The organism is Lysobacter sp. Soil_N_51 (assembly GCF_057655755.1).
This window is the reverse complement of the sequence record NZ_JBDGLR010000003.1, coordinates 202,302-227,068: the sequence shown is the minus strand read 5'-3', so window position 1 is coordinate 227,068 and position 24,767 is coordinate 202,302. Positions and strand designations below refer to the sequence as shown.

Genomic DNA, 24,767 nt, shown 5'->3' with positions numbered 1-24,767 from the left:
ACTCCCCGCCCCGGCCATACGCGCCGGCCCGCTCTTTATCCCCGTCAGTCCTGCCCCACCTCACCCGTTCGAGGCCGTAAACCATGCAGAAACCCGCCGTCACCCTCATGGTCAAGGCCGCTCGCTCCGCCGGCAACGTGCTGCTGCGCCACATGCACCGCCTGGATGCGCTGAACATCGTCGAGAAGGACCGCATGGACTACGCCAGCGAAGTCGACAGCCTGGCCGAAGCGGAGATCATCAAGGAATTCCGCCGCGCCACCCCCGACTACGCCATCCTGGGCGAGGAAAGCGGCCCGATCGGCCAGGCCCGTTTCACCTGGGTCATCGATCCGCTCGACGGCACCAGCAACTACCTGCACGGCATCCCGCATTTCTGCGTGTCGATCGCGCTGTGCGAAAACGGCGAACCGATCCACGGCGTGATCTTCGATCCGCTGCGCAACGACCTGTTCACCACCAGCCGCGGTAGCGGCACCCAGCTCAACGAAAAGCGCGTGCGCATCGCCGAGCGCAAGGACCTGACCGGCGCGATGCTGATCACCGGCTTCCCGCCGCGCGAACGCGCCCGCGCCAGCGCCCACCTCAAGTGCCTGGACAACCTGCTGGTCGACGCCGAGGACGTGCGCCGCACCGGCTCGGCCGCGCTCGACCTGGCCTACGTCGCCTGCGGCCGCGCCGACGCCTATTTCGAAGCCGGCCTGAAGCCGTGGGACATCGCCGCCGGCGCCCTGATGGTGCGCGAAGCCGGCGGCAAGGTCTGCGACTTCAAGGGCCGCTCGACTGGGCCGATGGACAACCGCGGTTTGCCGCCGCGGCAGTTGGTGGCGGGTAATTTGAAGATCGCCGATGCGTTGCAGAATCGGATCGTTAATACGGGCTACGCCGCTGCGTTCGATTGACAAGACAAGAGTCGAATTGCCGAGTCCTAACGAAAACGCCGCGCTCATCGCGGCGTTTTTTTATTGATGCGCATCGATCGGCAACGGTCGCGAATTCAGGTCAAGCCACCTGTAGGAGTCGTTTCAATGCCTCGCACTGGAGCGGCTTGCGGCCGGCTATTCAAGCAACCCGGGCCTGTACCACCCAAGTCGCCCCGCTCACCGCGATGCCGTGCTCATTCGCCAACTCCGCAAGCTTCGCGCGAATCGCAATCGTTGCGCGCTCGCGCACCTCTTCGCTCTGCGCCGCCAACAGCCGCTGGATCGGCCCGACCCGAAACACCTGCTGCAACGCGTCCTCGACCATGGCCTCGCGGGTGTCGCCGCGGCCGTAGTAGAACGGCGCTTCGAAGGCGCGCAGTTCGATCTGGGCGAATCCGGCCTCGGTCAGAATCCGCTCGACCCGCTGCGGGTCGCTGAAGGCGAACGGACCGGGCGCGTTGGTGTCGACGCTCGGCTGCTCGACGATCCCGGCGATCGCGTTCAACGGCAGCACGTACCAGTCGTTCTTCGCCGGTTCCTGCCAGCACGCGAAGGCGATCCGGCCGCCGGGCTTAAGGGTCTTGCGCAGTTCGGCGAAGGCGGCGACCGGGTCGTCGAAGAACATCACGCCGAAGCGCGAGAACAGCAGATCGAAGCTGTGCGGCGCGAACAAGGGCGCGCTGGCGTCGGCGAGGCGGAATTCGACCGACAGCCCGGAGGCCTGGGCGCGTTCGCGCGCGCGGCCGATCAGCGGTTCGGACACGTCCACGCCGATCACGTTGCCGCCCGTGCCGACCGCCCTTGCCAGCGCGAGCGAGGTCGCGCCCGCGCCGCAGCCGATGTCGAGCACGGCTTCGCCGGGTCGCGGCGCGGCGGCCGCGAACGCCACCTCGCCGTAGGCGGCGGTGCGTTCGTCGAGCCAATCGTTGTAGGTCAGCCAGCGGTCGCCGACCGGGCCGTTCCAGTCGCTGATCTGTTGTTGGTTGCGTGCGGACATCTTCGCTCCATGCAGTCGGGTCTGACCCGCGTCATTCGATAAGGATATCGCCATGGCCGGCGACGCCGATCTGCCACCGCATCATCGAACGGCGGCACCAAGATATCGACTACGCCCCGCCTCGCCATCGCCCGGCCGGCCACGCCCAAGAAAAAGGCCGCGCAGTGCGCGGCCTTTTTCGTCCAACCAGACCCGCCGTCCGTTACGGACGACGCGCCAGTGCCGCGTCGTCCTTGGCCTTGGGCAGCAGGTCCTGCTTGGTGACCTTGAGGAAGCCCAGGGTCAGCAACGGACAGGCGACGAAGATCGAGGACACGGTGCCGATGACGATGCCGAGCATCTGCGATTCGGCCATGCCGCGCAGCGAACCGCCGCCGTAGATGTACAGCGCGACCACGGTCAGGAACGCCACGAACGAGGTGATCACCGTGCGCGACAGGGTCTGGTTGATCGAGCGGTTGAGGATGGTCTCCGGATCGGCGCGCATCGAGCGGAAGTTCTCGCGCACGCGGTCGAACACCACGATGGTGTCGTTGATCGAGTAGCCCATCACCGACAGGATGCCGGCCAGCACGGTCAGGTCGAATTCGTGGCCGCTGAGCGCGAACCAGCCGGCGACCACGACCACGTCGTGCAAGGTGGTGATGATCGCCGCCACCGCGAACTTCCATTCGAAGCGGAAGGCGATGTAGATCAGAAAGCCGACGACCACGAAGATCAGCGCGTACAGACCGTTGAGGGCCAGCTCCTTGCCGACCTGAGGACCGACGAATTCGTTGCGCAGGATCTTGCCGGTGTTGCCGCTGGCGGTGACCGCCTTCATCACCGCCTGGGCGGCGTGCGCGGTGGCGGCGGAGGAATCGTCGCCCTCGCGCGGCTGCAGGCGCACCAGCAGTTCGTTGCCCGAGCCGTAGGTCTGGACCTGGGCGCTGTCGTAACCGTCGGCGGCCAGCTTGTCGCGGATGGTGTCGAGCGAGGCGGACTTGTCCAGGTGCACTTCGACCAGGTTGCCGCCGGTGAAGTCGAGGGCGAAGTTGAAACCGCGGGTCGCCATCGCCCCGATCGCGACGAACATGATGATGGCGGCGATGGCAATCGACAGCCACCGCATCTTCATGAAGTTGATGTTGGCGTCGTTCGGCAGCAGGGTCAGCGGGAAAATTTTCATGTCTGGAGTATTCCCGTCAGATCGCGATGGACTTGAGCTTGCGGCGGTTGCCACCGTAGATCAGCGTGGCGATACCGCGCGACACGGTGACGGCGGTGAACACCGAGGTCAGGATGCCGACGATCATGGTGATCGCGAAGCCCTGCAGCGGACCGGTACCGAAGGCGTACAGGGCCACGCCGGCCAGCAGCGCGGTCATGTTGGAGTCGAAGATGGTGCCCGAGGCCTTGTCGTAACCGGTCGCGATCGCGGTCTGCGGCGGTATGCCCGCGCGCAATTCTTCTCTTATTCGTTCGTTGATCAGCACGTTGGCGTCGACCGACATGCCCACCGACAAGGCCAGGCCGGCGAAGCCGGGCAGACTCATGGTCGCGCCGACGATCGACATCAGCGCCACCACCATCAGCAGGTTGAGCACCAGCGCCATGCAGGTGATCAGGCCGAACATGCGGTAATAGATCAGGAAGAAGCTCAGCGCGAAGATGAAGGAGTACGCCACCGCCATGGTGCCGCGCTTGACGTTCTCGGCGCCCAGGCTCGGGCCGACCACGCGCTCTTCGACGAAGATCATCGGCGCGGCGAGCGCACCGGACTTGAGCTGGCTGGCCAGGGCCTTGGACTCTTCCGCGCTCAGGCCGGTGGTCTGGAAGCTCTTGCCGAACACGCCCTGGATCACCGCCGAGTTGATCACGCGCTCGTCGGTGCGGATGGTCTGCACTTCCTTGCCGTCGACGATCGAGGTGATCGGGGTCTGCTCGACATACACGATGCCCAGGCGCTTGCCGACGTTTTCCAGGGTGTGGTCGAGCATGCGCTGGCCGCCGACGCTGTTGAGCGTGATCGACACGCCCTGGCGGCCGTCCTGCGGATCGGTCATCGGCTGGGCGTTGACCAGTTGCTCGCCCGACACCAGCAGGCGCTTGGACAGCAGCAGCGGCTGCTTGGTCTCGGTGTAGTACACGCGCGCATCCGGCGGGACGCTGCGGTCGCGCACCGCCGCGTCGGCGGTGGCTTCGTTGCCGATCACCGCGCGGAATTCCAAGGTCGCGGTCGCGCCGATCTGGCGCTTGGCCTCGACCGTGTCCTGCAGGCCCGGCAATTGGATCACGATGCGGTCGGTGCCCTGGCGCTGGATCACCGGCTCGGCCACGCCGAAGGCGTTGATGCGGTTGCGCAGGGTGTTGAGGTTCTGTTCGATGGCTTCCAGCGAGATGCGCTGCAGTTCGGCCTGCGGCACTTCCAGGGTCAGGGTCTGATCCTGGAGATTCTGGGTCAGGGTCGGGAACGCGGTGCGCAACTGGGTCTGCGCCTTGGCGGTGTCGGCGCCGGTGCCGAGCGTGGCGACCAGCGCCTCGTTGCCGCGACGGACCACCGAGGTGTACGGCACGCGGTTGTCGCGCAGGGTCGAGCGGACGTCTTCGACATAGGCGTCCAGGCGCTTGTCGATCGCGCTGGCCTGATCGACCTGCATGACGAAGTGCACGCCGCCCTGAAGGTCGAGGCCGCGCGGCATCGGCTTGGCGCGCAGGAATTCCAGCCAGTCCGGCGCGGTCGGCGCCAGGCTCAGCGCGACCACGTAGTCGTTGCCCAGTTGCGGACGCAGCAGGTCGGCGGCGCGGGTCTGCTGGTCGGTGTCTTCCAGGCGCACCAGCAGGTTGCCCTGATCCTCGACCTTGATCGACTTGGACGGGATCTTGGCCTGGCTCAGCAGGCTCTCGACCTTCTTGGCCAGGCTCGCGTTGACCTGGACGCCGTCACTGCGCGACGCGGAAATCTGTACCGATGGGTCCTGCGGGTAGGCATTGGGCAGCGCGTAGATCACGCTGACCGCAAGGACTAGCAGGATGACGAAGTATTTCCAGCGCGCGAAGGTCAGCATCGAGAACCCCTGCGGCGACCTCCCCGGTCGCCGCTTGTAAAAATGGCGTGGCGTCGGCTCAGGCCGACTTCAAGGTGCCCTTGGGCAAAACGTTGGCGATCGCGCCCTTCTGCACGCGGATGCGCACGTTGGCGGCGATTTCCACGGTGATGAAGTTCTCGCCGATATCGGTGACGGTGCCGGCGATGCCGCCGTTGGTCAGCACTTCGTCGCCCTTGGACAGCTTTTCGAGCATGCCGCGGTGTTCCTTGGCGCGCTTGGCCTGCGGACGGAAGATCAGGAAGTACATCACCGCGATCAGCACCAGCGGCAGGATCAGGCCGCCGAGGCCGCCGCCGAACAGTCCGCCCTGCGCCGCGGCTGGAGCGGCTTGGGCATGGGCCGGAGCGATCAAGAAGTCGAGCAGATTCATTGGAAAGTCCTGGAGCGAAAAATAGCCGGGGATTATGCCACGGCTGGGTGGGGGCCACGGCCGGGGCCCAAATGGGCGCCAGCGCACGGTTTTAGAGACGTTCGCCGGTTTGGGCTGGGGTCCGGACCAGGCGGTGGCGGCCTTGGCGACTTGGCCGCCTTCCGGGTTCCGGTCGGGGGATGGGTCGAGGTCGGCTGGTGGGCCCTCACCCCTGCCCTCTCCCGTGGACGGGAGAGGGGGATGGGGAGTTCGCCCTCGCGGGCGAACCGCCTTCAGGCACGCGCGGCGTAGAAAGACTCGCGGAAGGCCGCAAAGGTTCCCTGCTCGATCGCCGAGCGCATCTGCGCCATCAGCCGCTGGTAGTAGCGCAGGTTGTGCAAGGTGCCCAGCATCGGCCCGAGCATTTCGTTGCAACGGTCCAGGTGGCGCAGGTAGGCGCGGCTGAAACCGTTGCGGCAGGCGTAGCAGTCGCAGCCTTCCTCGATCGGGCGCAGGTCGCGTTCGTACTTGGCGTTGCGCACCCGCACCGTGCCGTGGGCGGTGAAGTAATGGCCGTTGCGCGCGTTGCGGGTCGGCATCACGCAGTCGAACATGTCGACGCCGCGCGCGACCGATTCGACCAGGTCCTCGGGCCGGCCCACGCCCATCAGATAACGCGGCCGGTCTTCGGGCAGCTGCGGGCAGGTGTGTTCGAGCATGGCGTTGCGCTCCTCCTCGGGCTCGCCGACGGCCAGGCCGCCGACCGCGTAGCCGTCGAAGCCGATCGCCTTCAAACCGTCGGCCGAACGCGTGCGCAGGTCGTGGTGCACGCCGCCCTGGACGATGCCGAACAGCGCCGCGTCGTTGCCCTCGTGCGCCTTCTTCGAACGCTCGGCCCAGCGCAGGCTCAGTTCCATCGACTTGCGCGCGACCTCCTCGGTCGCCGGGTACGGCGTGCATTCGTCGAAGATCATCACGATGTCCGAATCGAGCACGCGCTGGATGTTCATGCTCTCTTCCGGCCCGAGGAACACCTTGCTGCCGTCGACCGGCGAGGCGAAGGTCACGCCCTGCTCGGTGATCTTGCGCCGGTGCGCGAGCGAGAACACCTGGAAACCGCCCGAGTCGGTCAGGATCGGCCCGTTCCAGCGCGCGAACCCGTGCAGGCCGCCGTGATCGCCGATCACGTCCAGGCCCGGACGCAGGTACAGATGGAAGGTATTGCCGAGAATGATCTGCGCGCCGAGCTCGGCGACGTGCTCGGGCATGATCCCCTTGACCGAACCGTAGGTGCCGACCGGCATGAACGCCGGGGTTTCGACCGTGCCGCGCGGAAAGGTCAGCCGGCCGCGGCGCGCGGCGCCGTCGTTGCCGAGCAATTCGAAGGACATGCGGCTCATGCGCGGGTTCCTTTAGGTGGTGAGGCGCATGTGGTGTCGCGCGGGTGGGAGCGGTCGGGATTCATTGGCTTGGGTTGCGAGGGTGCCCGGTTGCCGTCGTGCGCGGGTGACTTCACCTGGATGGCTTGGGGTTTTGTCGCTTCTTTATGGGACGGCGGAGCTAAGTAGCTTCGAGTGGCCACAGCAGCATCGCATCGCCATAAGAGAAGAACCGGTAGCGCTGCGCGATCGCGTGTTCGTACGCGGCGAACACTTGCTCCTTGCCGGAGAACGCCGAGACCAGCATCAGCAGCGTGCTTTCGGGCAGATGGAAATTGGTGATCAGGCCGTCAACCGAGGTGATGCGATAGCCCGGCAGGATGAACAAGCGGGTTTCGCCGGCGAACGGCAGCAGTTCGCCGTCGTCGGCCGGGTTCAGGCGGATCGCGCTTTCCAGCGCGCGCACCACGGTCGTGCCGACCGCGATCACCCGCCCGCCGCGCGCGCGGCAGCGGCGGATCTGCTCGATCAGGCCGGCGCCGACGTTGAGCCACTCGCTGTGCATCACGTGTTGGTCGAGGCTGTCGGCGCGCACCGGCTGGAAGGTGCCGGCGCCGACGTGCAAGGTCACGTGGCCGAACTCGATCCCGCGTTCGCGCAGCCGCGCCAGCAGGGTTTCGTCGAAATGCAGGCCCGCGGTCGGCGCGGCGACCGCGCCGATCTCGCGCGCGAACACGGTCTGGTAGCGCTCGTCGTCGTCCTGCCCAGGCTCACGCTGGATATACGGCGGCAGCGGCAGGCGGCCGGCGTGCAGCAGCCATTGCTCCAATGATTCGGGCACGTGGAAGCGCAGGCGGTAGAACTCGCCGTCGCGGCCGAGCACCTCGGCCTCGCCGCCGGCGTCCAGGGCGATGCGCGCGCCTTCCTTCGGCGACTTGCTCACCCCGAGCTGGGCCCGCGCTTCGCTGCCGCCGAGCAGGCGCTCGATCAATATCTCGACCCGCCCGCCGGTGCTTTTCTGCCCGAACAGCCGCGCCGGGATCACCCGGGTGTCGTTGAACACCAGCAGGTCGCCGGGCTGCAGCAGTTGCGGCAGATCGCTGAACACCCGGTCCTCGCGCGGCGCGGGAGCGGGCGGGACCACCAGCAGGCGGCTGGCCGAACGCTCGGCCAGGGGCGCCTGGGCGATCAGTTCGGGCGGGAGTTCGTAGTTGAAATCGGACTTTTTCAAGAAACCGGATCGTTAGGCGCGATGCGCCGCGGGCGTCGGGGCCGGTGCAAACCGGCTCGGACGGGCGGACGCGGGCGATGCCGGACCGCGGCTAATGCCGGGGCCGGGATCGGGGAGGCGGCCATTATCCCGGGTGTTGGGCCGGATCGGCAAAAGTGGGGGCGTGCCGGGTCGAATGACCCTCCCCGACAAAGCCCGATAGCCCCCTGTAGGAGCGGCGTGAGCCGCGACCGCGTTCTTGCAGATCGCGGCGTAGATGTGGGTTCGTGGTCGCGGCTTACGCCGCTCCTACAGACGGGCATCGAGGCCGCGATGAGGGGATGCAATGGATTTATAGCGGCCACTACGGTGCGACCGACCCAGGCGGCGTCTCGGCGGCCCCCTGTAGGAGCGGCGTGAGCCGCGACCGCGTTATTGCAGGTTGCGGCGTGGGCGTGAGTTCGTGGTCGCGGCTTACGCCGCTCCTACAGATGGGCATCGAGGCCGCGATGAGGGGATGCAATGGATTTATAGCGGCCACTACGGTGCGACCGACCCAGGCGACGTCTTGGCGGCCCCCTGTAGGAGCGGCGTGAGCCGCGACCGCGTTCTTGCAGGTTGCGGCGTGGGCGGGAGTTCGTGGTCGCGGCTTACGCCGCTCCTACAGGTAGGTATCGAGGCCGCGATCAGGGACGAACCGGGGCGGTGGGTTTACAGCCAGCCGTTCTGCCTGGCTCGCCGATACGCCTCGATCCGGTTGCTGCTGTCGAGCTTGCCGATCGCCTCGGACAAATAATTGCGCACCGTGCCCTGGCTCAGGTGCAGGCGTTCGCCGATCTCGGCGGTGGACAGGCCTTCGCCGGCCAGCCGCAGCACCTGGCGCTCGCGTTCGGTCAGCGGGTCTTCGTCGCTCCATGCGGCGACCGCCAGCTGCGGGTCGATCGCGCGGCCGCCGCGATGCACTTGGCGCAGCGCTTCGGCCAGTTGCCCGGCCGGCGCGTCCTTGAGCAGGTAACCGCGCACGCCGGCGTCCATCGCCCGGCGCAGATAACCGGCGCGGCCAAACGTGGTGACGATCACCACCCGGGTCGGCATGCCCGAGTCGCGCACCCGCATCGCCAGGTCGATGCCGGTCATGCCGGGCATCTCGATATCGGTCACCACCATGTCGGGCTGGACGCGTTTGACCGCTTCCCAGGCGGTGGCGCCGTCGCCGGCTTCGGCGACGACTTCGATGTCGGGTTCCAGGTTCAGCAGCGCGGCGAGCGCGCCGCGTACCAGGGCCTGATCTTCGGCGAGCAACAAACGGATCATGCGGTACCTCGTTCGAGCAGGACCGGCTCGCGCGCGGTCCCGGGAGTGGCGGCGGGCGCCGGCAGCCGGCGCGCGGCGGCGAGCGCCTCGCGCGACACCAGCAGACTCAGGCGCGTGCCGGCGCCGTTCGGACTTTCGATTTCGACCACGCCGCCGACCGAGTGCAGGCGTTCGCGCATGCCGGTCAGGCCGTGGCCCTCGCCGCTCACGCCGCCGCGGCCGTCGTCGGCGATGCGCAGCACGATGCCGCCGCGCGCGTCCTGGGTCAGTTCGACATCGACCCGGCGCGCGCGCGCATGCCGCAGCACGTTGGTGACGGACTCGCGCAAGGCCAGCGCCAGCGCGGCCTCGACGTTAAGCGGAATATCCACCGGCGCGAGCTTGTGATCCAGGCTGATTTCGCCGCCGAGCAAAGCCAATCGCGCCGCCGCGAGTTCGGCCTGCAGGCCGTTGGCGCGGATGCCGGCAACCGCCTCGCGCACCTGGGTCAGCGCTTCGCGCGCGACCCGCTCGACTTCGCAGATCTGATCCTGCGCGGCTTTCTTGTCGTGTTCGAGCAGGCGCGCGGCGAGCTGCGACTTGAGCACCACCACCGACAAGGTGTGGCCGAGCAGATCGTGCAGATCGCGGCCGATGCGTTCGCGCTCGGCCAGGCTGGCCAGGCGCCGCACTTCCTCTTGGGTGAGGCGCAGCTCGGCGTTGCGCAATTCGCGCGAACGCGCGGCCAGCACGCCGGCGTAGACGATCGCGCCGACCAGGATCTGGATCAGCACGCTCGACACCGGCGAGAACTCCGGCGGCAGGATCACCAGCGCCTCGACGCTGAAGATCGCGAACAGCGTCACCGCCAGCGCCAGCCCAGGCCAGCGCGGCAGGAAGCTGGCGATCATGCCGGCGGCGAAAATCAGATAAGTGCCGCCGCCGATCCCGTACGGCAACACCCCGTAACCGATGCCCGCGACCGCCAGCACCAGCCACAGACGCAGCTTGGAACCGCCGCGATAGAACGCCCAGTACATCGGCAGGAACGCGACCACCGAGGCGATCGCCATGGCGATGATCCACCACGGCGGCTGCCAGAAAAACAGCGGGATGAACACGAAACTCAGATACAGCAACGACGCCAGGTGCCAACCCAGCAGGTTGTCTTGGGTGTCGATCGGCGGGGTGTGCAGACGCATGTTCGAAGGTCCTACGGTGCGATCGGCACCCGCGCCGGGCGGGTGCGTGCAGCTCGACGGCGAGTGATCGGAGCGCAACGATGCAAACGGGTCGATCTGAACGATTCAGGCCGGCTGCGGGTCACGGTCGATGCGGACTTTAACGGAGTTCGACGGCTTCGATCTCGAATGCGTATGTCGCCGGCATACCCCCGATGCTCCGCGCGACATGACAAACGCTCCGCGATCGCATCGATGCGCGAGCGAAGGCCGACGAAATCGTCCGCATCCGCGGCATGACGGGCGCGCGGCGGCGACCTCAAGAGATTCGCACCGGGCCAGTGGTGCTCCGGCGCTCGACGCCGTTGCGATTCGCAATCGGCGCGGCGCTCGCGCTGCCGCAGCGGTAACGCAGCCATGGCGCCATCGCGGCGGGCACGGGCGCCACGACGGCCGCTGCGCCAGCGGCGCGCACGGTGGCGGCGACGACGCGGTGGAACGGATGGATCGCGGTCATGAGCGGCTCCACACGGGTTGCCGGAAGGTGACTTCACTGTCGGCGCCACGCCGCGGCCGCGGCAGTGGGCGAAAGCATCCATCGCCGGTGACAAGCGTCACCAGCGGCGGAAACAACGGCTCGGCGCGGCCCGTGAACTGCCCATGGCCAGGGGGTTATCGGCGCTCGGGGGACGTGATAGACTCCCATAAATCATTGAAATGAAACGAAAAATCGTCGAAAGGCGATAGCGCCACGCAAAATTCTTGCGCGACGTCCCGGCATTTCAAGGAGTTAGCGAAGCGACCGTTCCCAGGCCGCTTCGGTTCGTGAGAGATGGCGCTTGGCAGCCGGGGGCTGCTGCAACTGCGAGCGTCCAGCCATGAGGGCGGACGGTCTCCCACGCAGTCAACCCGGCCGGACGCCGGACACCTTTTGGAGATCGAGATGACCAACCTGCTCAACCAACTCGCGCCGCTGCGCGCCCATGCCGGCAAGCGCCGCACCCTCGGCCTGGACGACGACACCGTCGTGCGTTTCGCGGTCAATCATCCCGACCTGGCCGAAGCCATCGCCGCCGCCGCCGCCGAATACGCGCTGATCCGCGATCTGCACGCCGACCTGCTCGACCTGGACGAAGACGCGCAGATCCACGCGGTCCAGGACGGCTACGTCAATTTCTACCCCGACGACGCCGTCAACCCGTACATCGCCCTGTCCGCGCGCGGCCCCTGGGTGGTCACCCTCAAGGGCGCGGTGCTGCACGACTCCGGCGGCTACGGCATGCTCGGCTTCGGCCACACCCCGTCGGCGGTGATCGCGGCGATGGCCAAGCCGCAGGTGATGGCCAACATCATGACCCCGTCGCTGTCGCAGCTGCGCTTCGAACGCGCCCTGCGCGCGGCCATCGGCGCGGAACGCGGCGGCTGTCCGTACGAGCGCTTCTTCTGTTTGAACTCGGGTTCCGAATCGGTCTCGCTGGCCGCGCGCATCGCCGACGTCAACAGCAAGCTGATGACCGACCCGGGCGCCAAATACGCCGGCCGCGCGATCAAGCGCATCGTGGTCAAGGGCAGCTTCCACGGCCGCACTGAGCGCCCGGCGCTGTATTCGGATTCCTCGCGCAAGGCCTACGTGCAGCACCTGGCCAGCTTCCGCCACGAGGACTCGGTGATCACCATCGAGCCTTACGACATCGACGCGCTGAAGAAAGCCTTCGCCGACGCCGACAGCAACGGCTGGTTCGTCGAGGCGATGTTCCTGGAACCGGTGATGGGCGAAGGCGACCCGGGCCGCGGCGTGCCAGTGGGTTTTTACGCCGCCGCGCGCGAACTCACCCGCAACCACGGCTCGATGCTACTGGTCGATTCGATCCAGGCCGGCCTGCGCGCGCACGGCGTGCTGTCGATCATCGACTACCCCGGCTTCGAAGGCCTGGACGCGCCGGACATGGAGACCTACTCCAAGGCGCTCAACGCCGGCCAGTACCCGCTGTCGGTGCTCGCGGTCGGCGAACGCGCCGCCTCGCTGTACCGCAAGGGCCTGTACGGCAACACCATGACCAGCAACCCGCGCGCGCTCGACGTCGCCGTCGCCGTGCTGCAGCAGGTCACCCCGCAGCTGCGCGCCAACATCCGCGCGCGCGGCATCGAGGCGATCGAGAAGCTGGAGAAGCTCAAGAGCGAACTCGGCGGCCTGATCACCAAGGTCCAGGGCACCGGCCTGCTGTTCTCGTGCGAACTCGCCCCGCAGTTCAAGTGCTTCGGCGCCGATTCCACCGAGGAATGGCTGCGCGAGCGCGGCATCGGCGTGATCCACGGCGGCGTGAACTCGCTGCGCTTCACCCCGAACTTCACCATCGCCAGCGACGAACTTGAACTGCTGGTGTCGATGGTCGGCCGCGCCCTGCGCGAGGGGCCGCGGGCGCAGCAGGCGGTTGCGGCCTGAGGCCTAGGAGTGAGTTAAGAGGAGTGAGGAGTGAGTGGGAGCGGTCCGTCGCGCATACTCATTTCTCACTTTTCTCCACTCACTTCTGCTCTCAAGGTCTACGCGGCAGCGGCGGCCTGAGACCTAGGAGTGAGTTAAGAGGAGTGAGGAGTGAGTGGGCCGGCTTGTCGCTTATACTCATTTCTCACTTTTCTCCACTCACTTCTGCTTCAAGAGGCCCAGGAATGATCCGTTTGTCGAACAAGGAAACCGGCGCCGATATCGGCGAGATCAGCGAAGAGGAACTGCAGATCCTGGTCGCCGCGCTGGAGGAAGAAGACAGCAAGGATCAGGACTACTGGATCGATCACGCGGTGGTCGACATGATCGAGATCGATCATCTCAATGCCGGTTCGCTGATCACCGTGCTGCGCGCGGCGATCGGCGGCGGCGACGGAATCGAGATCAAGTACGTTCGTACCGCCTGAGCCGGGGCGGTAATCGAGCACGACACCGCCACGGTGTTTCCCCGTATCGTCGCCACCGCGTCGTTCGAGCTGCCGGTGGCGAACGGCGTGCGGCTCGAGGACGGGCGTTGGTTCGCCCTGCACGGAAGTCTCTGCGACAGCCTGCAATTGGCCGATCAGGATTCGCTTCCGCCGCCTTGCGACGATGCCGGCATGGCGACGCTGTATCCCGGGTTCGAGGCTCGGGCCGCGTACGGCCGCATCGCCATCGGTGGCGGCGGGGCCTTCGAAGCAGAAGGCTTTCTCGCCTTATTCGATGCCGGCATGCAAACGCCGCGCTGGCTGCTGTATTGCGATTGCGCCGAAATCTTCGTTTCGGCGACGTTCGAAGCGCGCGGCATCGTCGCGATTTCCGAAGATCCGCCTTACCGTTATCGCTGGACCTTCGACGACGCCATGCCGCCAAGCGTGCGGGTGGAACCCATAGCGCCGTGAAACCGCGCCGCGCGCCTGCGCACCTGGATCGGATGACAAGCCGCGGCTTCCGATTCGGTCGACGCCCAAGCCGCGCTTGCGCGTCGACCCGTAACCATCAATCCTTGCGGCAACCGCCGCCCGCATCCCCAGGCCCCTCATGAAAATCGTAGAAGTCCGCCACCCCTTGGTGCAGCACAAACTCGGCCTGATGCGCCGCGCCGACAACAGCACCAAGTCGTTCCGCGAACTGGCCTCGGAAGTGGCGACCCTGCTGACCTACGAGGCCACCGCCGACCTGGAAACCGAAGAGGCAGTGGTCGAAGGCTGGGCCGGGCCGGTCGTCACGCGCCGGATCAAGGGCGCGAAAGTCACCCTGGTGCCGATCCTGCGCGCCGGCCTGGGCATGCTGCCGGGCGTGCTGGAACTGATTCCGGCGGCGAAGGTCGGCGTGGTCGGTTTGCAGCGCGACGAACAGACGCTTCAGCCAGTCGGCTACTACGAAAAACTCACCGGCCGCATGGACGAGCGCACCGCGCTGATCCTCGACCCGATGCTCGCCACCGGCGGCAGCCTGATCGCCACCGTCGACCTGCTCAAGAACGCCGGCTGCAAGCGCATCAAGGGCTTGTTCCTGGTCGCCGCGCCGGAAGGCCTCAAGGCGCTGGAAGCCCGGCATCCGGACGTGGAAGTGTTCACCGCCTCGGTCGACGAACGCCTCAACGAGGTCGGCTACATCCTGCCGGGACTGGGCGATGCGGGCGACAAGATTTTCGGGACCAAGCATTACGCTTGATGGTTCGCGACTTGGGCGGTTTAGCGATTCAGCGATCCCGCGATTTACGTGTAGACGAATCGGCCCGCGCTTCACAGGAAGGTGTCGATCCCACCCGCCCGTCATTCCCGCGAACGCGGGAATCCATCGACTTTCGTGCGGGCGCGGTCGAACTGCCGGTACGTCTTCGGACGAGTAGCAAGATCAAAGTCGCTGGATTCCCGCGTTCGCGGGAATGACGGGCGATAAAAGCCAGGCGCGTCGGTTCGAATCTCTGCCGATGCCGCGCTACGGCGATTAATCGCGATGAAATGCCACGGCCATGCATCGCAACGCGACGCGATCAGAAGCGCCCCCGCCCCGAAGCAAGAACGCGCGCCTACGACTTCGCCGCCGCCTTCGCCCGCCGCCGCCTGCGCAACCGATACAGCAAGCCGAGCGCGAACACGACCGCCAGCGCGAACCAGCCCGGCGACCAGCGCTTGTCCTCCGGCTCCGCCCCCACCACGATCGCGCGCTCGCGTGCCGCCGCTGGATTCAAGGCCGCGGCGATCGCCTCCGGCCGCAGATGCCACACGCCGTCGCGCAGCTCCAGCTTGCCCTCGAGCGACGGCAGGCGCAGTTCGCGCCAGGTCACGCGCAAGTCGCCGATCTGCGGATCGAGCGGATTCTCCGAACTGCCCAGGCCATCGCCTTCGGGCTGAAACGTCGCCGCCAGATTCGCCGGCAGACGGCTGAAATTCGGCCGGAACACCCGCCACTCGCCGACCGCGCGCAATACCTCGCTGCCGAGCGGCTTGCCGTCGAGCGTCGCCGACTCCGACCACCAGCGTTTGTTTTCCAGCGGCATCTTGGGCGGATTGACGTAGCCCGAAGTGAAACCGGCCGAATCGATCGGCGCAGCGTTCCAGACCCGCTCGTAACCTTCGCCTTGGGTCGCGATGCCGAATTCGCGCCGCCACTGGTACATCTCGACCCGGCGATCGAGCCCGAACTGGCGCGTGCTCACGCCGAAATCGCGATCCGACAAGGCCTTGCCGGCCTGCGGGTCGCCCAGCGGTTCGCCGTCCGCGGTTTCCTGCGCCGACAGCGGGACGGCGCAGATCAGCAGCACCGCGGCGAGCGCGAGACCGCGCCAACGCCGCGTCGCGCGGCGCAAGTTCATGCAGCCAGCGCCCGCGCCTGCAATTCGGCGACTTCGTGGGTGGTGCCGAACTTGCCCTTGTCGTCGCGCACCACCTGGGCCAGCGCGCAATCGGGATCGTGGGTGAAGAACAGATGCACGTTGCGTTCGAGCTTGTCGCTGAGGAAGGCTTTCTTCTCGTCGATCAACAGCTCGGCGTTGCGGTCGTAGCCCATGGTGATCGGCACATGCACCCACGGCCGGCCGGGAATCAGGTCGGCGCAGAACACCACGCCGCCATGCGGCTGGCCGTCTTCGCGCTCGGGACCGACGATCTCGGCCAGCATCAGGCCGGGCGTGTGGCCGTCGCTGTAGTGGAAGCGCACGCTGTCGCCGAGCAGTTTCGAATGCGCGCCTTCGACCAGTTCCAGCCGGCCGGTGGCTTCCAGCAACTGCGGCAGTTCGGCGATGAAACTGGCGCGGTCGCGCGCATGCGGATGGCGTGCGCGCTCGTAGTGTTCGCGGCCGACCAGATAGGACGCATTCGGGAACAACAGCCGCGGCGCCTGCCCTTCCGACCACGGCGCGAGCAAACCGCCGGCATGGTCGAAATGCAGATGCGACAGCACCACCACGTCGATGTCCTGCGGCGCGAAACCGGCCTTGGCCAGCGACTCGATCAGCACATGGCGATCTTCGACCACGCCGTAGCGTTCGCGCAGCTTGGGTTCGAAGAACGCGCCGATGCCGGCCTCGAACAACACCGTCTTGCCGGCCAGCGGGCTGGCGAGCAGCGCGCGGCAGGCCAGCGCGATGCGGTTGTGTTCGTCGGGCGGCGACCATTTGGCCCACATCGCGCGCGGCGCGTTGCCGAACATCGCGCCGCCGTCGAGCTTCTGCGAATTGCCCAGGATCGACCAGAGTTTCATGGCGGTGGTACCGGGGTGGCGGGGGAGGTTTGATTTTAGCCGGGATTCGGGATTTGGGATTCGGGATTGGCAAAAGCGGGGCTAAACCGATAAACGAGCGACGAAAGCGACATCGCGGCTTTATCGAATCCCGAATCTCCAATCCCCAATCCCGGCCTCACTGCGCCGTAGCCACCGTGGCGAAATGAAACACAAACTCGCCATCGCGCGGATCGGCCGCGACCACCCGCACCGGCGCGAGCGCGCGCTCGGCGACCAGGGTCGCGGTGCCGCTGGCCGAGGCCTTGCTGATCAGTCCGGAGGAACGGCCGCTGATCTTGATCAGCATTTCCTGGCCCGGGACCAGGACCACCCGGCCCATCGACGGGTCGCTGGTGCGCGGGGTGACGTTGCGGCTTTCCTCGCTATCGAGGTAATCGCGCGCCGGCAGTTCGAACAGATCCTGGCCGCCGGCGCTGACGTCGAACGACCACGAGGTGCTGCCGCTGGTGCCGTCGTTGACTACTTCGATCTTTTCCAGGGTCAGCAGCACCGAATAGCGCGACGGCGCCTTGGGCGCCTCGGGCTTGACCAGCGGCGCGGCCGGCGTGGCGGCGGCCGGCGCGGACGGGGTCTTGTCCTTGAGCCCGCCGATCTCGCGCACGTTGTTGATCAGCGTGGTCAGGGCGACGAGAAACGCGACCAGCGCGATCGAGATCGCGGGCACGCGGGTGTACCAACGCTTGTCGTCGTCACTCATTGCCGGTTCCCCTGTGCTGAAACGCCGTGCGTGCTGTCCATGCGGCGCAATCTACTGCACGGCGTGGCGGGTGCGCTATTGGTTGCCGGCATTGGTGATTCGGGATTCGGGATTCGCAATAGCCGCAGCCGTCGCAAACCGCTTTCGAATCCCGAATCTCTAATCCCGAATCCCCAGCCCGTCAGGGCTTCAACACCACCTCAGCCAATCCCACCGGATTGCGCGGATCGGTGCCGCCCGACAAGGTGTTGGCGCGTTTGTCCCACATCACCGTCTGCAGGTTACCCCAGCTCGATTCGCCGGCGTTGACCTTGTGGCCCATGGCCTGCAGCTTCTTGACCGTATCGGCGTCGAGCGCGCCCTGTTCGGCCGAGATCACGTCCGGCATCCACTGGTGATGGATGCGCGGCAGCGCGGCGACCGCCTGCGGTTGCAGGCCGGCGTCGTAGGCCAGGATCGCCAGCAGCACCTGGGTGATGATGCGGCTGCCGCCGGGGGCGCCGACCGCGATCACCTTGTCCTGCGACTCCAGGAAGCTCGGGGTCATCGAGCTGAGCATGCGCTTGCCGGGTTCCGGCGCATTGGCGCCGAAGCCCATCACGCCGAAGGCGTTGGGCGTGCCCGGGCGCAGGGCGAAATCGTCCATCTCGTTGTTGAGCAGCACGCCGGTGCCCGGCGCGATCATGCCCGAGCCGTACAGCAGGTTGACCGTCTGGGTCGCCGAGACCCGGTTGCCGTCGCGATCGATGATCGAGAAATGGGTGGTTTCGTCGTCTTCCAGCGGCGCCGGCTGGCCCGACAGCAGATCGCTCGGGGTCGCCTTTTCCGGATGGATCGTCGCGCGCAGGCCGGCCGCGTAATCCGGGCTGGTCAGGCGCTTGAGCGGCATCTTCACGAAGTCCGGATCGCCCAGATAGAGGGTGCGGTCGCGGTACGCGCGGCGCATCGCCTCGGCGAGGATGTGGGTGCGATGCGCGGGATCGAGCTTGCTCAGGTCCCAGCCTTCGATCATCTGCAGGATTTCGGCCATCGCCACGCCGCCCGAGGACGGCGGCGGCGCGGTGACGATGTCCCAGCCGCGGTATTTCAGCCGCAGCGGTTCGCGTTCGCGGATCTTGTAGCCGGCCAGTTCGCTGGCCTGCCATTGGCCGCCCTCTTCCTTGACCGCGGCGAGCAGCTTGTCGGCGACGTCGCCGCGATAGAAACCGTCGAAGCCCTTGGCCGCGAGCAGTTCCAGCGTGCGCGCCAGATCGGGTTGCTTGAGGATCTCGCCGGTCTTGGGCGCATGACCGGCGGCGAGGAACACTTCGCGGGTGCCGCGGTAGCGCTCCATCACCTCGCGGCGGCTGCCGTAGCCTTTTTCCAGGCGCGCGTAGATCGGGAAGCCTTCGCGCGCGATCCGGATCGCCGGCGCCAGCGACGTCTTGAGCGGCAACTTGCCGTACTTCTGCGCCAGGTGCACCAGCGCGGCCGGAAGCCCCGGGATACCGGCCGACCACGGGCCGTTGGTGGCGCGATCGCGGTTGAGTTCGCCCTTGTCGTCGAGGTACGCGGCCGGGGTGGACGCGGCCGGCGCGGTTTCGCGCGCGTCGACGAACACATCGCGACCGCTCTTCGCATCGTGCAGCAGGAAGAAACCGCCGCCGCCGATGCCCGAACTGATCGGTTCGACCACCGACAAGGTCGAGGACACCGCGATCGCGGCGTCGAAGGCGTTGCCGCCCTTGCCGATGATTTCCAGGCCGGCCTGGGTCGACAGCGAATGCGCGCTGGCGATCGCGGCGCCGGGCGGATGCGCGGCGCTCGTGCCGGCCTGCGCGCGCGCGGCGGTTTTCTGCGCCGGCGCTTCGCTGTAGGCGGGCGCGGCGATCAGCAGCAACGAGGCCAGCAGCCACGGGGACAACGCACCGGCTCGCGGCCACGGCATCTTGCGCATCGGGTTCACTCCAGTTGTAGACGCCGCAGTTTTTCCAGCAGCTGCGGCTCGGATTCGGGGTGGGCGGGGTCCTTGTCGATGCACTCGACCGGACACACGACCACGCATTGCGGTTCGTCGTAGTGACCGACGCATTCGGTGCAGCGCGCCGGATCGATCACATAGATCGTCTCGCCCTGGGCGATGGCCTGATTGGGACAGGCCGGTTCGCAGACGTCGCAGTTGACGCACAGTTCGTTGATCTTCAGCGACATGGGCAGGCAGCGCCGTGGGGGCAGCGGAATTCGCTATGGCAGCGCATGCGCGCAGTTTAGGCCGCGCGGGGCCTGGGGCATAGCCATGGGCCGGGATGCTGCGTCGCGTGGGCGGGGGTCGCTGGCCTGACGGTGTTGTTCAGGTGGGATCGGTGGTGTGGGGATTGTCTTTCCTTGCTCTGCGAGTGGAGCAGAGCCAAAGCGAATCCCCCGCGCCGCAGAGTTTTTCGACCTCGCGGTTGCGCCGGGCGCCGCCCCCTTTTGCAAAGTGGGCTGGGTCACGCGCTTGGCCGGGTGTGCTTGAGCCGCGTTCGGGCTTGAGCACACCATCTCGAACCGATCCGCTACTGCTGTTCCCCCCGTTGGAAAAGGTGGCTGGGGGATTCGCTTTTGCTCTGCTCCCCCTGCGAAGCAAAAGCAAAGCGAATCTCCGCGCAAAAAAAATCGAGCCGCATAAGCGGCTCGATTCGATATTGCCAGCGCTGCAAGGCCGCGGTGCCATACCGGCCGCTGACGCGACCGGCATGTGCCGACCTGCCGGCGACACGGTGAACGCACCGCGCCGCCTGCCCGATCGGCCCCCGCTTGCTTGAGACGATTACTTGACCTGCACGAACACGTAGTTCACGCCGGCCGGCGTGGCGGCGGTCTTGACGCGTTCGCTGTCGGCGGCGTCGCCGATGAAGATGAACTTGACGCCCTTCATCGTGCTCGGCTCGGCCTTCGACAGCGCGGCCACGGCCAGGTCGGCGCTCTTGGCCGAATTCGGCGAGCCGAACGCGACCAGGTTGCCTTCGAGAATGCCGCGCGACAGGTCGGTCTGCGCCTTCTCGACCATGCGCTCGTATTCGCCGGCGAAGGTCGGCGCTTCCGGCGCCGGCAGGACGTACACGTAGGTGCTGCCGGTGACGTTGTCGAGATTGCGCTTGACCACGTCGGTCAGATACGCGTTCCAGGCGTTTTCGTCGCTGGTCTTGGGCGCCGACAGCGGCGCGGCTTCGACGACCTCCTTCTTCTCCTCTTTCTGGCAGGCGGCCACGAACGGCAGCGTCAGGCAGGCGATCAGCAGCAAGCGGGAGGAAGTTTTCATCGTAAGCCCCTTAAAGGATTGGTCGTGTGTCGTGTGGATGATCAGTGTTGCTTGCTGCGCCGCCATTCGGCCTGCAGCGCCGCGGCCACGGCCGGCGGCACGAAGCCCGAGACGTCGCCGCCCAGGCGCGCGATCTCGCGCACCAGCGAGGAGGAAATGAAGCCGTACTGCTCGGCCGGGGTCAGGAACAAGGTCTCGACCTCGGGGATCAGATGGCGGTTCATGCTCGCGAGCTGGAATTCGTATTCGAAGTCGGACACCGCGCGCAATCCGCGCAGCAGCACCCCGCCGCCGACTTCGGCGACGAAATGGGCCAGCAGCGAATTGAAGCCGCGCACTTCGACATGCGGATGATGGGCGACCGCCTGCCGGGCGAGGTCCACCCGCACTTCCAACGGCAACGCCGGACCTTTGCTCGGGCTTTCGGCGACGCCGATGATCAGCCGTTCGAACAAGGGAGCGGCGCGGTCGACCAGGTCGATGTGGCCGTTGGTGATGGGGTCGAACGTGCCGGGATAGACGGCGATTCGGTTGCGGGCCGAGCTCATTCGATGGTCGTTCGCTGATGGAATGACAGGGAGCGGGTGGGCCGCCCCCGCCGGATGCGGCGCAGTGTAGCAGTCGTCCGCGCGCGCTGGTCAGCACCCGCCGCGGCCGCCGCGCCGGGGTCGCGACAAGGCCGCTCAGGCCGGCCGGCGGCGATACAGCGCGTAACGCACCTCGCGGGTGGCGCCTTCGCGATGGCGGTCCCACTGCGCGGGCAGTTCGATCGCGGCCTCGCCGGGGGCTTCGACGTACAGCCAGGCCGCGGGCGCCAGCCTCGGCAACAGCAGCGGCCAGACCGCGTCCCACAGCCCGGCCGCGAACGGCGGATCGACGAAGGCCAGATCGAAGCCCGCCGCACTGCCCTCGCCGGCCGCCGGCTGTTGCGCCAGCCACGCCAGCGCGTCGGCCTGGACCACCTGGGCCGCCTCGCCGCCCTGCAGGCGTCCGGCCAGCGCGCGCAGTTCCGCGGCCAGGGCCGGGTCGCGTTCGACCAGCACCGCCGAAGCCGCGCCGCGCGACAGCGCCTCCATGCCCAGCGCGCCGCTGCCGGCGAACAGGTCGAGCACGCGCGCGCCGGGCAAGGCCGGGATCAACCAGTTGAACAGGGTTTCGCGCACCCGGTCGGAGGTCGGGCGCAGCCCGGGGGCCTCGCCCACGTTCAGTCGGGTGCCGCGCCAATGCCCGCCGATGATCCGCACCTTGCCGGCCTGCGCGTTGTGGCCGCCGCTGGCGCCCGGCTTGGCGGGGCCGCACGGCGATCGTGGCGGGCCGGCGTCGGCGCCACCGCGCGGGCCGCGTCGAAAAGTGTTCATCGGGGGACTCTGGGGGCCGGTGCTAGCATGTGGTGATTCTCGCGCATGGCCCCATCTCCCGTCTCATGCTCAGCTTTTTCCGCCGCAAGAAAAACGAAACCGCCGCCGAAAAATCGGCCGAGCGCGGCTATAGCACCGAAGAATTGGCCGCCGCGTTCCCGAGCGCGCAGCCACTCGAAGCCGGCGCGCCCCCACCGCCCGCCGCTCCACATCAGCCGGCAGACCCAGCGCGCACCACCGAACCGCCGGTGCCGCCCGAAGTCGTGGCCGCGCTGCACGAGATCGAACCGCCGCTGGCGACGACCGAACCGGCCGAACCGGCGACGCGGCCGGCCGAGCCTGGGCAGGTGGTGCCTGCTGCTTCGGCACCTGCTGCTGCGCAAGCGCCCGCGGTGCAAGCTCCCACCGCGCCGACGCCGGCCGCTGTTGCGCCCGCGCCCGCGACGCAGCCAATCCCACCACCTCCGGTCCAGACCATCTCGGCCGAAACCGAACCGGTCGAGCCGACCGACTACATCGACAAACCCGCCGCGCCCGCCGGCAAGCTCGGCTGGCGTGAACGTCTGCGCGGCAGCGCGTTCGCGCGTAGCTTCGGCGGCCTGTTCTCGCGCAACCCGCGCCTGGACGACGACCTGCTCGACGAAATCGAGACCGCGCTGATCACCGCCGACGTCGGCGTCGGCGCGACCACCGCGCTGATCGAGAACCTGCGCAAGCGCATGAAGTCGCGCGAGTTCGCCGACGCCAACGCGCTGCTCGCGGCGTTGCGCGCCGACCTGATCGCGATGCTGCAGCCGGTGGCCAAGCCGCTGGTGATCGACGTCAACGCCAAACCCTTCGTGCTGTTGACCGTCGGCGTCAACGGCGTCGGCAAGACCACCACCATCGGCAAGTTGGCCAAGCGCTTTCGCGACGAAGGCCGTCCGCTGATGCTCGCCGCCGGCGACACCTTCCGCGCCGCCGCGGTCGCGCAGTTGCAGGCCTGGGGCGAACGTAACGGCGTGCCGGTGATCGCTCAGGGCCAGAACGCCGACGCCGCATCGGTCGCGTTCGACGCGCTGCAGGCGGCCAAGGCGCGCGGCACCCAGGTGCTGATCGCCGACACCGCCGGTCGTCTGCACACCCAGACCGGCCTGATGGCCGAACTGGGCAAGATCCGTCGCGTGCTCGGCAAGGTCGACCCGACCGCGCCGCACGAAGTGTTGATGGTGATCGACGGCACCACCGGCCAGAACGCCTTGTCGCAACTGCGCCAGTTCCACGCGGCCGTAGGCGTAACCGGCTTGGTGGTGACCAAGCTCGACGGCACCGCCAAGGGCGGGGTGGTGTTCGCGCTGGCGCGCGAGTTCGGCATTCCGATCCGCTTCGCCGGCATCGGCGAACGTCCGGAAGACCTGCGCGTGTTCGACGCCGAAGCCTTCGTCGACGCACTGTTGCCCGAAGCGCTCGGCGGCTGAGGCGCGATGCCCGCGGACACGACGGCGCCGCCCGCGCCTCGCCCGCCGCGGCCGCGACGCTGGCGCAGGAAACTGCTGATCGTCGCGGCGCTGCTGTTGCTCGCGCTGATCGCGCTGCGCTGGGTGTCGCGACCCAGCCAGGTCAGCTGGATCGTGCTCGGCCAGGCCGGCAAGGCGCTCGGCCTGGAGATCACCGCCAGCGGCGCCAGCGAATACCGCCTGCGTGGCACTCCGATGCTGGAAGTGCGCGATCTGGTCGCGCGCGAACCCGGCGCGGCCACGCCGCTGCTGCGCGCCGAGCGCGTATACCTGTCGCTGCCGTGGAGCACGATCCGCGCCGCCGGGGCGGCGCTGGATGTGGAACGCGTCGAGCTCGACGCGCCGCAGCTGGATATCGCCGCACTGCAACGCTGGCTGGCGACGCGTCCGCCGTCGAGCGAGCCGCTGCGGCTGCCTTCGTTGAGCGATGGCTTGCGCGTGACGCGCGGCCGGGTCGGCGGCGCGGGCTGGTCGATCGACGACATCGCGATCGCCGTCGCCGAGCTGCATCCCGACCACCCGGTGCGCGGACGCCTGCAAGGCCGCGTGCAAAGCAGCGGCGTGCAGGTGCCGTTCGATCTCGCCGCGACCTTGCAACGTCCCGCCGCCGCGCGCGGACTCGGCCTCGCCGGCCAGGTCGCGGTCGACGCCAAGGACTGGAACCTGCCGATGCGCATTCGCCTGGGCGCGTTACTGCATGCCGGCGACGACGGCCTCGGCCTGGATCGCATGCGTCTGGCCGCGCAGGCGCGCTACCTCGCAGGCGATACCGATCTGCCGTTTGCATTCGGACTGTTCGCTCCGCTGCGTTACCGCGACGGCCAAGTCAGTCTGGCGCCACTGGGCGCGGCCGTGCGCGGCGCCGGGGTGATGCCCAACTTCGATGCGGCCGGTCGCTTCGCGTTCGGCGAGACGATGCAACTGCAATTGGATGGCCGTTTGGCCGATTGGCCCGACGCGTGGCCGGCGCTGCCGCCACCGCTGGGCCAATCACACTCGCCGCTGCCGTTCGTGCTCGATTACCGCGGCGCGGCCGATTTCTCCGGCGATACCGCGCTGCGACTGAGCCGCGACCAGACCCGTTTCGACGGCCGCTTCCGTCTGCCGCAGATGCTGCAATGGGTCGACGCGGGCGCGCAGGGCGCGCTGCTGCCGCCGCTGAGCGGAACCCTGAGCACGCCGAAGATCGAAGTCTCCGGCGCCAGCCTGGAAGGCGTCGAGATCGAGATCGAACAAGACGACCCGCCACCGGCGTCGAGCCCGACGCCTTAGCCGTTCACCAC

The 24,767-nt window shown here is 67.6% G+C and carries 24 protein-coding genes; 7 read left to right on the top strand and 17 right to left on the bottom strand.

From position 1 onward, the window contains the following. Window positions 1-83 precede the first annotated feature (83 nt). Complete coding sequence (locus tag AC3A4T_RS06465; protein WP_036102003.1) at window positions 84-902, top strand: inositol monophosphatase family protein; 819 nt, start codon at window positions 84-86, stop codon at window positions 900-902. A 160-nt stretch (window positions 903-1,062) separates the two neighbouring features. Here AC3A4T_RS06465 and AC3A4T_RS06460 read toward each other — a convergent pair whose 3' ends face one another. The 9 genes from AC3A4T_RS06460 to AC3A4T_RS06420 form a co-directional block, all read right to left on the bottom strand. After that, window positions 1,063-1,920 (bottom strand): class I SAM-dependent methyltransferase, encoded by an 858-nt coding sequence (locus tag AC3A4T_RS06460; RefSeq protein WP_487674636.1) that lies wholly within the window; start codon window positions 1,918-1,920, stop codon window positions 1,063-1,065. 202 nt (window positions 1,921-2,122) lie between these two features. Continuing rightward, window positions 2,123-3,088 carry a protein translocase subunit SecF gene (gene secF, locus AC3A4T_RS06455; RefSeq protein ID WP_487674635.1) on the bottom strand — a complete coding sequence of 322 codons (966 nt, stop codon included), beginning with the start codon at window positions 3,086-3,088 and terminating at the stop codon, window positions 2,123-2,125. Between the two features lie 16 nt (window positions 3,089-3,104). Further along, complete coding sequence (gene secD, locus AC3A4T_RS06450; protein WP_487674634.1) at window positions 3,105-4,967, bottom strand: protein translocase subunit SecD; 1,863 nt, start codon at window positions 4,965-4,967, stop codon at window positions 3,105-3,107. Between the two features lie 58 nt (window positions 4,968-5,025). Continuing rightward, entirely contained in the window at window positions 5,026-5,379 is a 354-nt protein-coding gene (gene yajC, locus AC3A4T_RS06445; protein ID WP_487674633.1) for a preprotein translocase subunit YajC, read from the bottom strand. 272 nt (window positions 5,380-5,651) lie between these two features. Next, on the bottom strand, window positions 5,652-6,758 hold the full coding sequence (tgt, locus tag AC3A4T_RS06440; protein ID WP_487674632.1) for a tRNA guanosine(34) transglycosylase Tgt: 1,107 nt from the start codon (window positions 6,756-6,758) through the stop codon (window positions 5,652-5,654). Between the two features lie 160 nt (window positions 6,759-6,918). Continuing rightward, on the bottom strand, window positions 6,919-7,968 hold the full coding sequence (gene queA, locus AC3A4T_RS06435) for a tRNA preQ1(34) S-adenosylmethionine ribosyltransferase-isomerase QueA (protein ID WP_487674631.1): 1,050 nt from the start codon (window positions 7,966-7,968) through the stop codon (window positions 6,919-6,921). A 690-nt stretch (window positions 7,969-8,658) separates the two neighbouring features. After that, window positions 8,659-9,261, bottom strand: coding sequence for a response regulator transcription factor (locus AC3A4T_RS06430; protein ID WP_036101987.1), 603 nt, complete (start codon window positions 9,259-9,261; stop codon window positions 8,659-8,661). Beyond that, window positions 9,258-10,442 (bottom strand): sensor histidine kinase, encoded by a 1,185-nt coding sequence (locus AC3A4T_RS06425; RefSeq protein WP_487674630.1) that lies wholly within the window; start codon window positions 10,440-10,442, stop codon window positions 9,258-9,260. The genes AC3A4T_RS06430 and AC3A4T_RS06425 overlap by 4 nt, the downstream gene beginning before the upstream one ends. Before the next feature lie 298 nt (window positions 10,443-10,740). After that, window positions 10,741-10,938, bottom strand: coding sequence for a hypothetical protein (locus AC3A4T_RS06420; RefSeq protein WP_487674629.1), 198 nt, complete (start codon window positions 10,936-10,938; stop codon window positions 10,741-10,743). Between the two features lie 426 nt (window positions 10,939-11,364). On the opposite strand from AC3A4T_RS06420, the gene AC3A4T_RS06415 reads away from it, so the two are divergent. From AC3A4T_RS06415 to upp, 4 genes are all read left to right on the top strand, one after another. Continuing rightward, window positions 11,365-12,864, top strand: a complete 1,500-nt coding sequence (locus AC3A4T_RS06415; protein WP_487674628.1) for an aminotransferase class III-fold pyridoxal phosphate-dependent enzyme — start codon at window positions 11,365-11,367, stop codon at window positions 12,862-12,864. 224 nt (window positions 12,865-13,088) lie between these two features. Next, entirely contained in the window at window positions 13,089-13,331 is a 243-nt protein-coding gene (locus AC3A4T_RS06410) for a hypothetical protein (protein ID WP_487674627.1), read from the top strand. A 75-nt stretch (window positions 13,332-13,406) separates the two neighbouring features. Next, on the top strand, window positions 13,407-13,805 hold the full coding sequence (locus tag AC3A4T_RS06405) for a hypothetical protein (protein ID WP_487674626.1): 399 nt from the start codon (window positions 13,407-13,409) through the stop codon (window positions 13,803-13,805). A gap of 139 nt (window positions 13,806-13,944) precedes the next feature. Next, window positions 13,945-14,580, top strand: a complete 636-nt coding sequence (gene upp / locus AC3A4T_RS06400) for a uracil phosphoribosyltransferase (protein ID WP_056116669.1) — start codon at window positions 13,945-13,947, stop codon at window positions 14,578-14,580. A 358-nt stretch (window positions 14,581-14,938) separates the two neighbouring features. Here the strand turns inward: upp and AC3A4T_RS06395 are convergent, their stop codons facing one another. The 8 genes from AC3A4T_RS06395 to rsmD form a co-directional block, all read right to left on the bottom strand. Then, entirely contained in the window at window positions 14,939-15,724 is a 786-nt protein-coding gene (locus tag AC3A4T_RS06395) for a TMEM43 family protein (protein WP_487674625.1), read from the bottom strand. Continuing rightward, window positions 15,721-16,611 carry an MBL fold metallo-hydrolase gene (locus tag AC3A4T_RS06390; protein WP_487674624.1) on the bottom strand — a complete coding sequence of 297 codons (891 nt, stop codon included), beginning with the start codon at window positions 16,609-16,611 and terminating at the stop codon, window positions 15,721-15,723. The genes AC3A4T_RS06395 and AC3A4T_RS06390 overlap by 4 nt, the downstream gene beginning before the upstream one ends. 157 nt (window positions 16,612-16,768) lie before the next feature. Continuing rightward, window positions 16,769-17,350: a hypothetical protein gene (locus AC3A4T_RS06385; protein ID WP_487674623.1), complete on the bottom strand. Its 582-nt coding sequence runs from the start codon at window positions 17,348-17,350 to the stop codon at window positions 16,769-16,771. A 181-nt stretch (window positions 17,351-17,531) separates the two neighbouring features. After that, a complete protein-coding gene (gene ggt / locus AC3A4T_RS06380) occupies window positions 17,532-19,277 on the bottom strand; it encodes a gamma-glutamyltransferase (RefSeq protein WP_487674858.1) in 1,746 nt (581 codons plus the stop codon). Window positions 19,278-19,291: 14 nt separating this feature from the next. Then, the gene (locus tag AC3A4T_RS06375) at window positions 19,292-19,540 is read right to left on the bottom strand and encodes a YfhL family 4Fe-4S dicluster ferredoxin (protein ID WP_036101971.1); all 249 of its coding nucleotides are present in this window, start codon (window positions 19,538-19,540) and stop codon (window positions 19,292-19,294) included. A gap of 598 nt (window positions 19,541-20,138) precedes the next feature. Then, complete coding sequence (locus AC3A4T_RS06370) at window positions 20,139-20,630, bottom strand: hypothetical protein (RefSeq protein ID WP_487674622.1); 492 nt, start codon at window positions 20,628-20,630, stop codon at window positions 20,139-20,141. A gap of 41 nt (window positions 20,631-20,671) precedes the next feature. Next, on the bottom strand, window positions 20,672-21,178 hold the full coding sequence (gene coaD / locus AC3A4T_RS06365) for a pantetheine-phosphate adenylyltransferase (protein WP_487674621.1): 507 nt from the start codon (window positions 21,176-21,178) through the stop codon (window positions 20,672-20,674). A gap of 135 nt (window positions 21,179-21,313) precedes the next feature. After that, on the bottom strand, window positions 21,314-21,988 hold the full coding sequence (gene rsmD / locus AC3A4T_RS06360; RefSeq protein WP_487674620.1) for a 16S rRNA (guanine(966)-N(2))-methyltransferase RsmD: 675 nt from the start codon (window positions 21,986-21,988) through the stop codon (window positions 21,314-21,316). Window positions 21,989-22,053: 65 nt separating this feature from the next. Between rsmD and ftsY the strand changes: the two genes are divergently transcribed. Continuing rightward, window positions 22,054-23,445 (top strand): signal recognition particle-docking protein FtsY, encoded by a 1,392-nt coding sequence (gene ftsY / locus AC3A4T_RS06355; protein ID WP_487674619.1) that lies wholly within the window; start codon window positions 22,054-22,056, stop codon window positions 23,443-23,445. A 6-nt stretch (window positions 23,446-23,451) separates the two neighbouring features. Further along, window positions 23,452-24,756: an AsmA family protein gene (locus AC3A4T_RS06350; protein ID WP_487674618.1), complete on the top strand. Its 1,305-nt coding sequence runs from the start codon at window positions 23,452-23,454 to the stop codon at window positions 24,754-24,756. Window positions 24,757-24,767: the final 11 nt, after the last annotated feature.

Excerpts from the sequence above, each read along its gene's own strand:
- AC3A4T_RS06465 (WP_036102003.1), top strand. The coding sequence starts at position 84 with ATGCAGAAACCCGCCGTCACCCTCATGGTCAAGGCCGCTCGCTCCGCC.
- AC3A4T_RS06460 (WP_487674636.1), bottom strand. The coding sequence starts at position 1,920 with ATGTCCGCACGCAACCAACAACAGATCAGCGACTGGAACGGCCCGGTC.
- secF (WP_487674635.1), bottom strand. The coding sequence starts at position 3,088 with ATGAAAATTTTCCCGCTGACCCTGCTGCCGAACGACGCCAACATCAAC.
- secD (WP_487674634.1), bottom strand. The coding sequence starts at position 4,967 with ATGCTGACCTTCGCGCGCTGGAAATACTTCGTCATCCTGCTAGTCCTT.
- yajC (WP_487674633.1), bottom strand. The coding sequence starts at position 5,379 with ATGAATCTGCTCGACTTCTTGATCGCTCCGGCCCATGCCCAAGCCGCT.
- tgt (WP_487674632.1), bottom strand. The coding sequence starts at position 6,758 with ATGAGCCGCATGTCCTTCGAATTGCTCGGCAACGACGGCGCCGCGCGC.
- AC3A4T_RS06430 (WP_036101987.1), bottom strand. The coding sequence starts at position 9,261 with ATGATCCGTTTGTTGCTCGCCGAAGATCAGGCCCTGGTACGCGGCGCG.
- AC3A4T_RS06425 (WP_487674630.1), bottom strand. The coding sequence starts at position 10,442 with ATGCGTCTGCACACCCCGCCGATCGACACCCAAGACAACCTGCTGGGT.
- AC3A4T_RS06420 (WP_487674629.1), bottom strand. The coding sequence starts at position 10,938 with ATGACCGCGATCCATCCGTTCCACCGCGTCGTCGCCGCCACCGTGCGC.
- AC3A4T_RS06415 (WP_487674628.1), top strand. The coding sequence starts at position 11,365 with ATGACCAACCTGCTCAACCAACTCGCGCCGCTGCGCGCCCATGCCGGC.
- AC3A4T_RS06410 (WP_487674627.1), top strand. The coding sequence starts at position 13,089 with ATGATCCGTTTGTCGAACAAGGAAACCGGCGCCGATATCGGCGAGATC.
- upp (WP_056116669.1), top strand. The coding sequence starts at position 13,945 with ATGAAAATCGTAGAAGTCCGCCACCCCTTGGTGCAGCACAAACTCGGC.
- AC3A4T_RS06395 (WP_487674625.1), bottom strand. The coding sequence starts at position 15,724 with ATGAACTTGCGCCGCGCGACGCGGCGTTGGCGCGGTCTCGCGCTCGCC.
- AC3A4T_RS06390 (WP_487674624.1), bottom strand. The coding sequence starts at position 16,611 with ATGAAACTCTGGTCGATCCTGGGCAATTCGCAGAAGCTCGACGGCGGC.
- AC3A4T_RS06385 (WP_487674623.1), bottom strand. The coding sequence starts at position 17,350 with ATGAGTGACGACGACAAGCGTTGGTACACCCGCGTGCCCGCGATCTCG.
- ggt (WP_487674858.1), bottom strand. The coding sequence starts at position 19,277 with ATGCCGTGGCCGCGAGCCGGTGCGTTGTCCCCGTGGCTGCTGGCCTCG.
- AC3A4T_RS06375 (WP_036101971.1), bottom strand. The coding sequence starts at position 19,540 with ATGTCGCTGAAGATCAACGAACTGTGCGTCAACTGCGACGTCTGCGAA.
- AC3A4T_RS06370 (WP_487674622.1), bottom strand. The coding sequence starts at position 20,630 with ATGAAAACTTCCTCCCGCTTGCTGCTGATCGCCTGCCTGACGCTGCCG.
- coaD (WP_487674621.1), bottom strand. The coding sequence starts at position 21,178 with ATGAGCTCGGCCCGCAACCGAATCGCCGTCTATCCCGGCACGTTCGAC.
- rsmD (WP_487674620.1), bottom strand. The coding sequence starts at position 21,988 with ATGAACACTTTTCGACGCGGCCCGCGCGGTGGCGCCGACGCCGGCCCG.
- ftsY (WP_487674619.1), top strand. The coding sequence starts at position 22,054 with ATGCTCAGCTTTTTCCGCCGCAAGAAAAACGAAACCGCCGCCGAAAAA.
- AC3A4T_RS06350 (WP_487674618.1), top strand. The coding sequence starts at position 23,452 with ATGCCCGCGGACACGACGGCGCCGCCCGCGCCTCGCCCGCCGCGGCCG.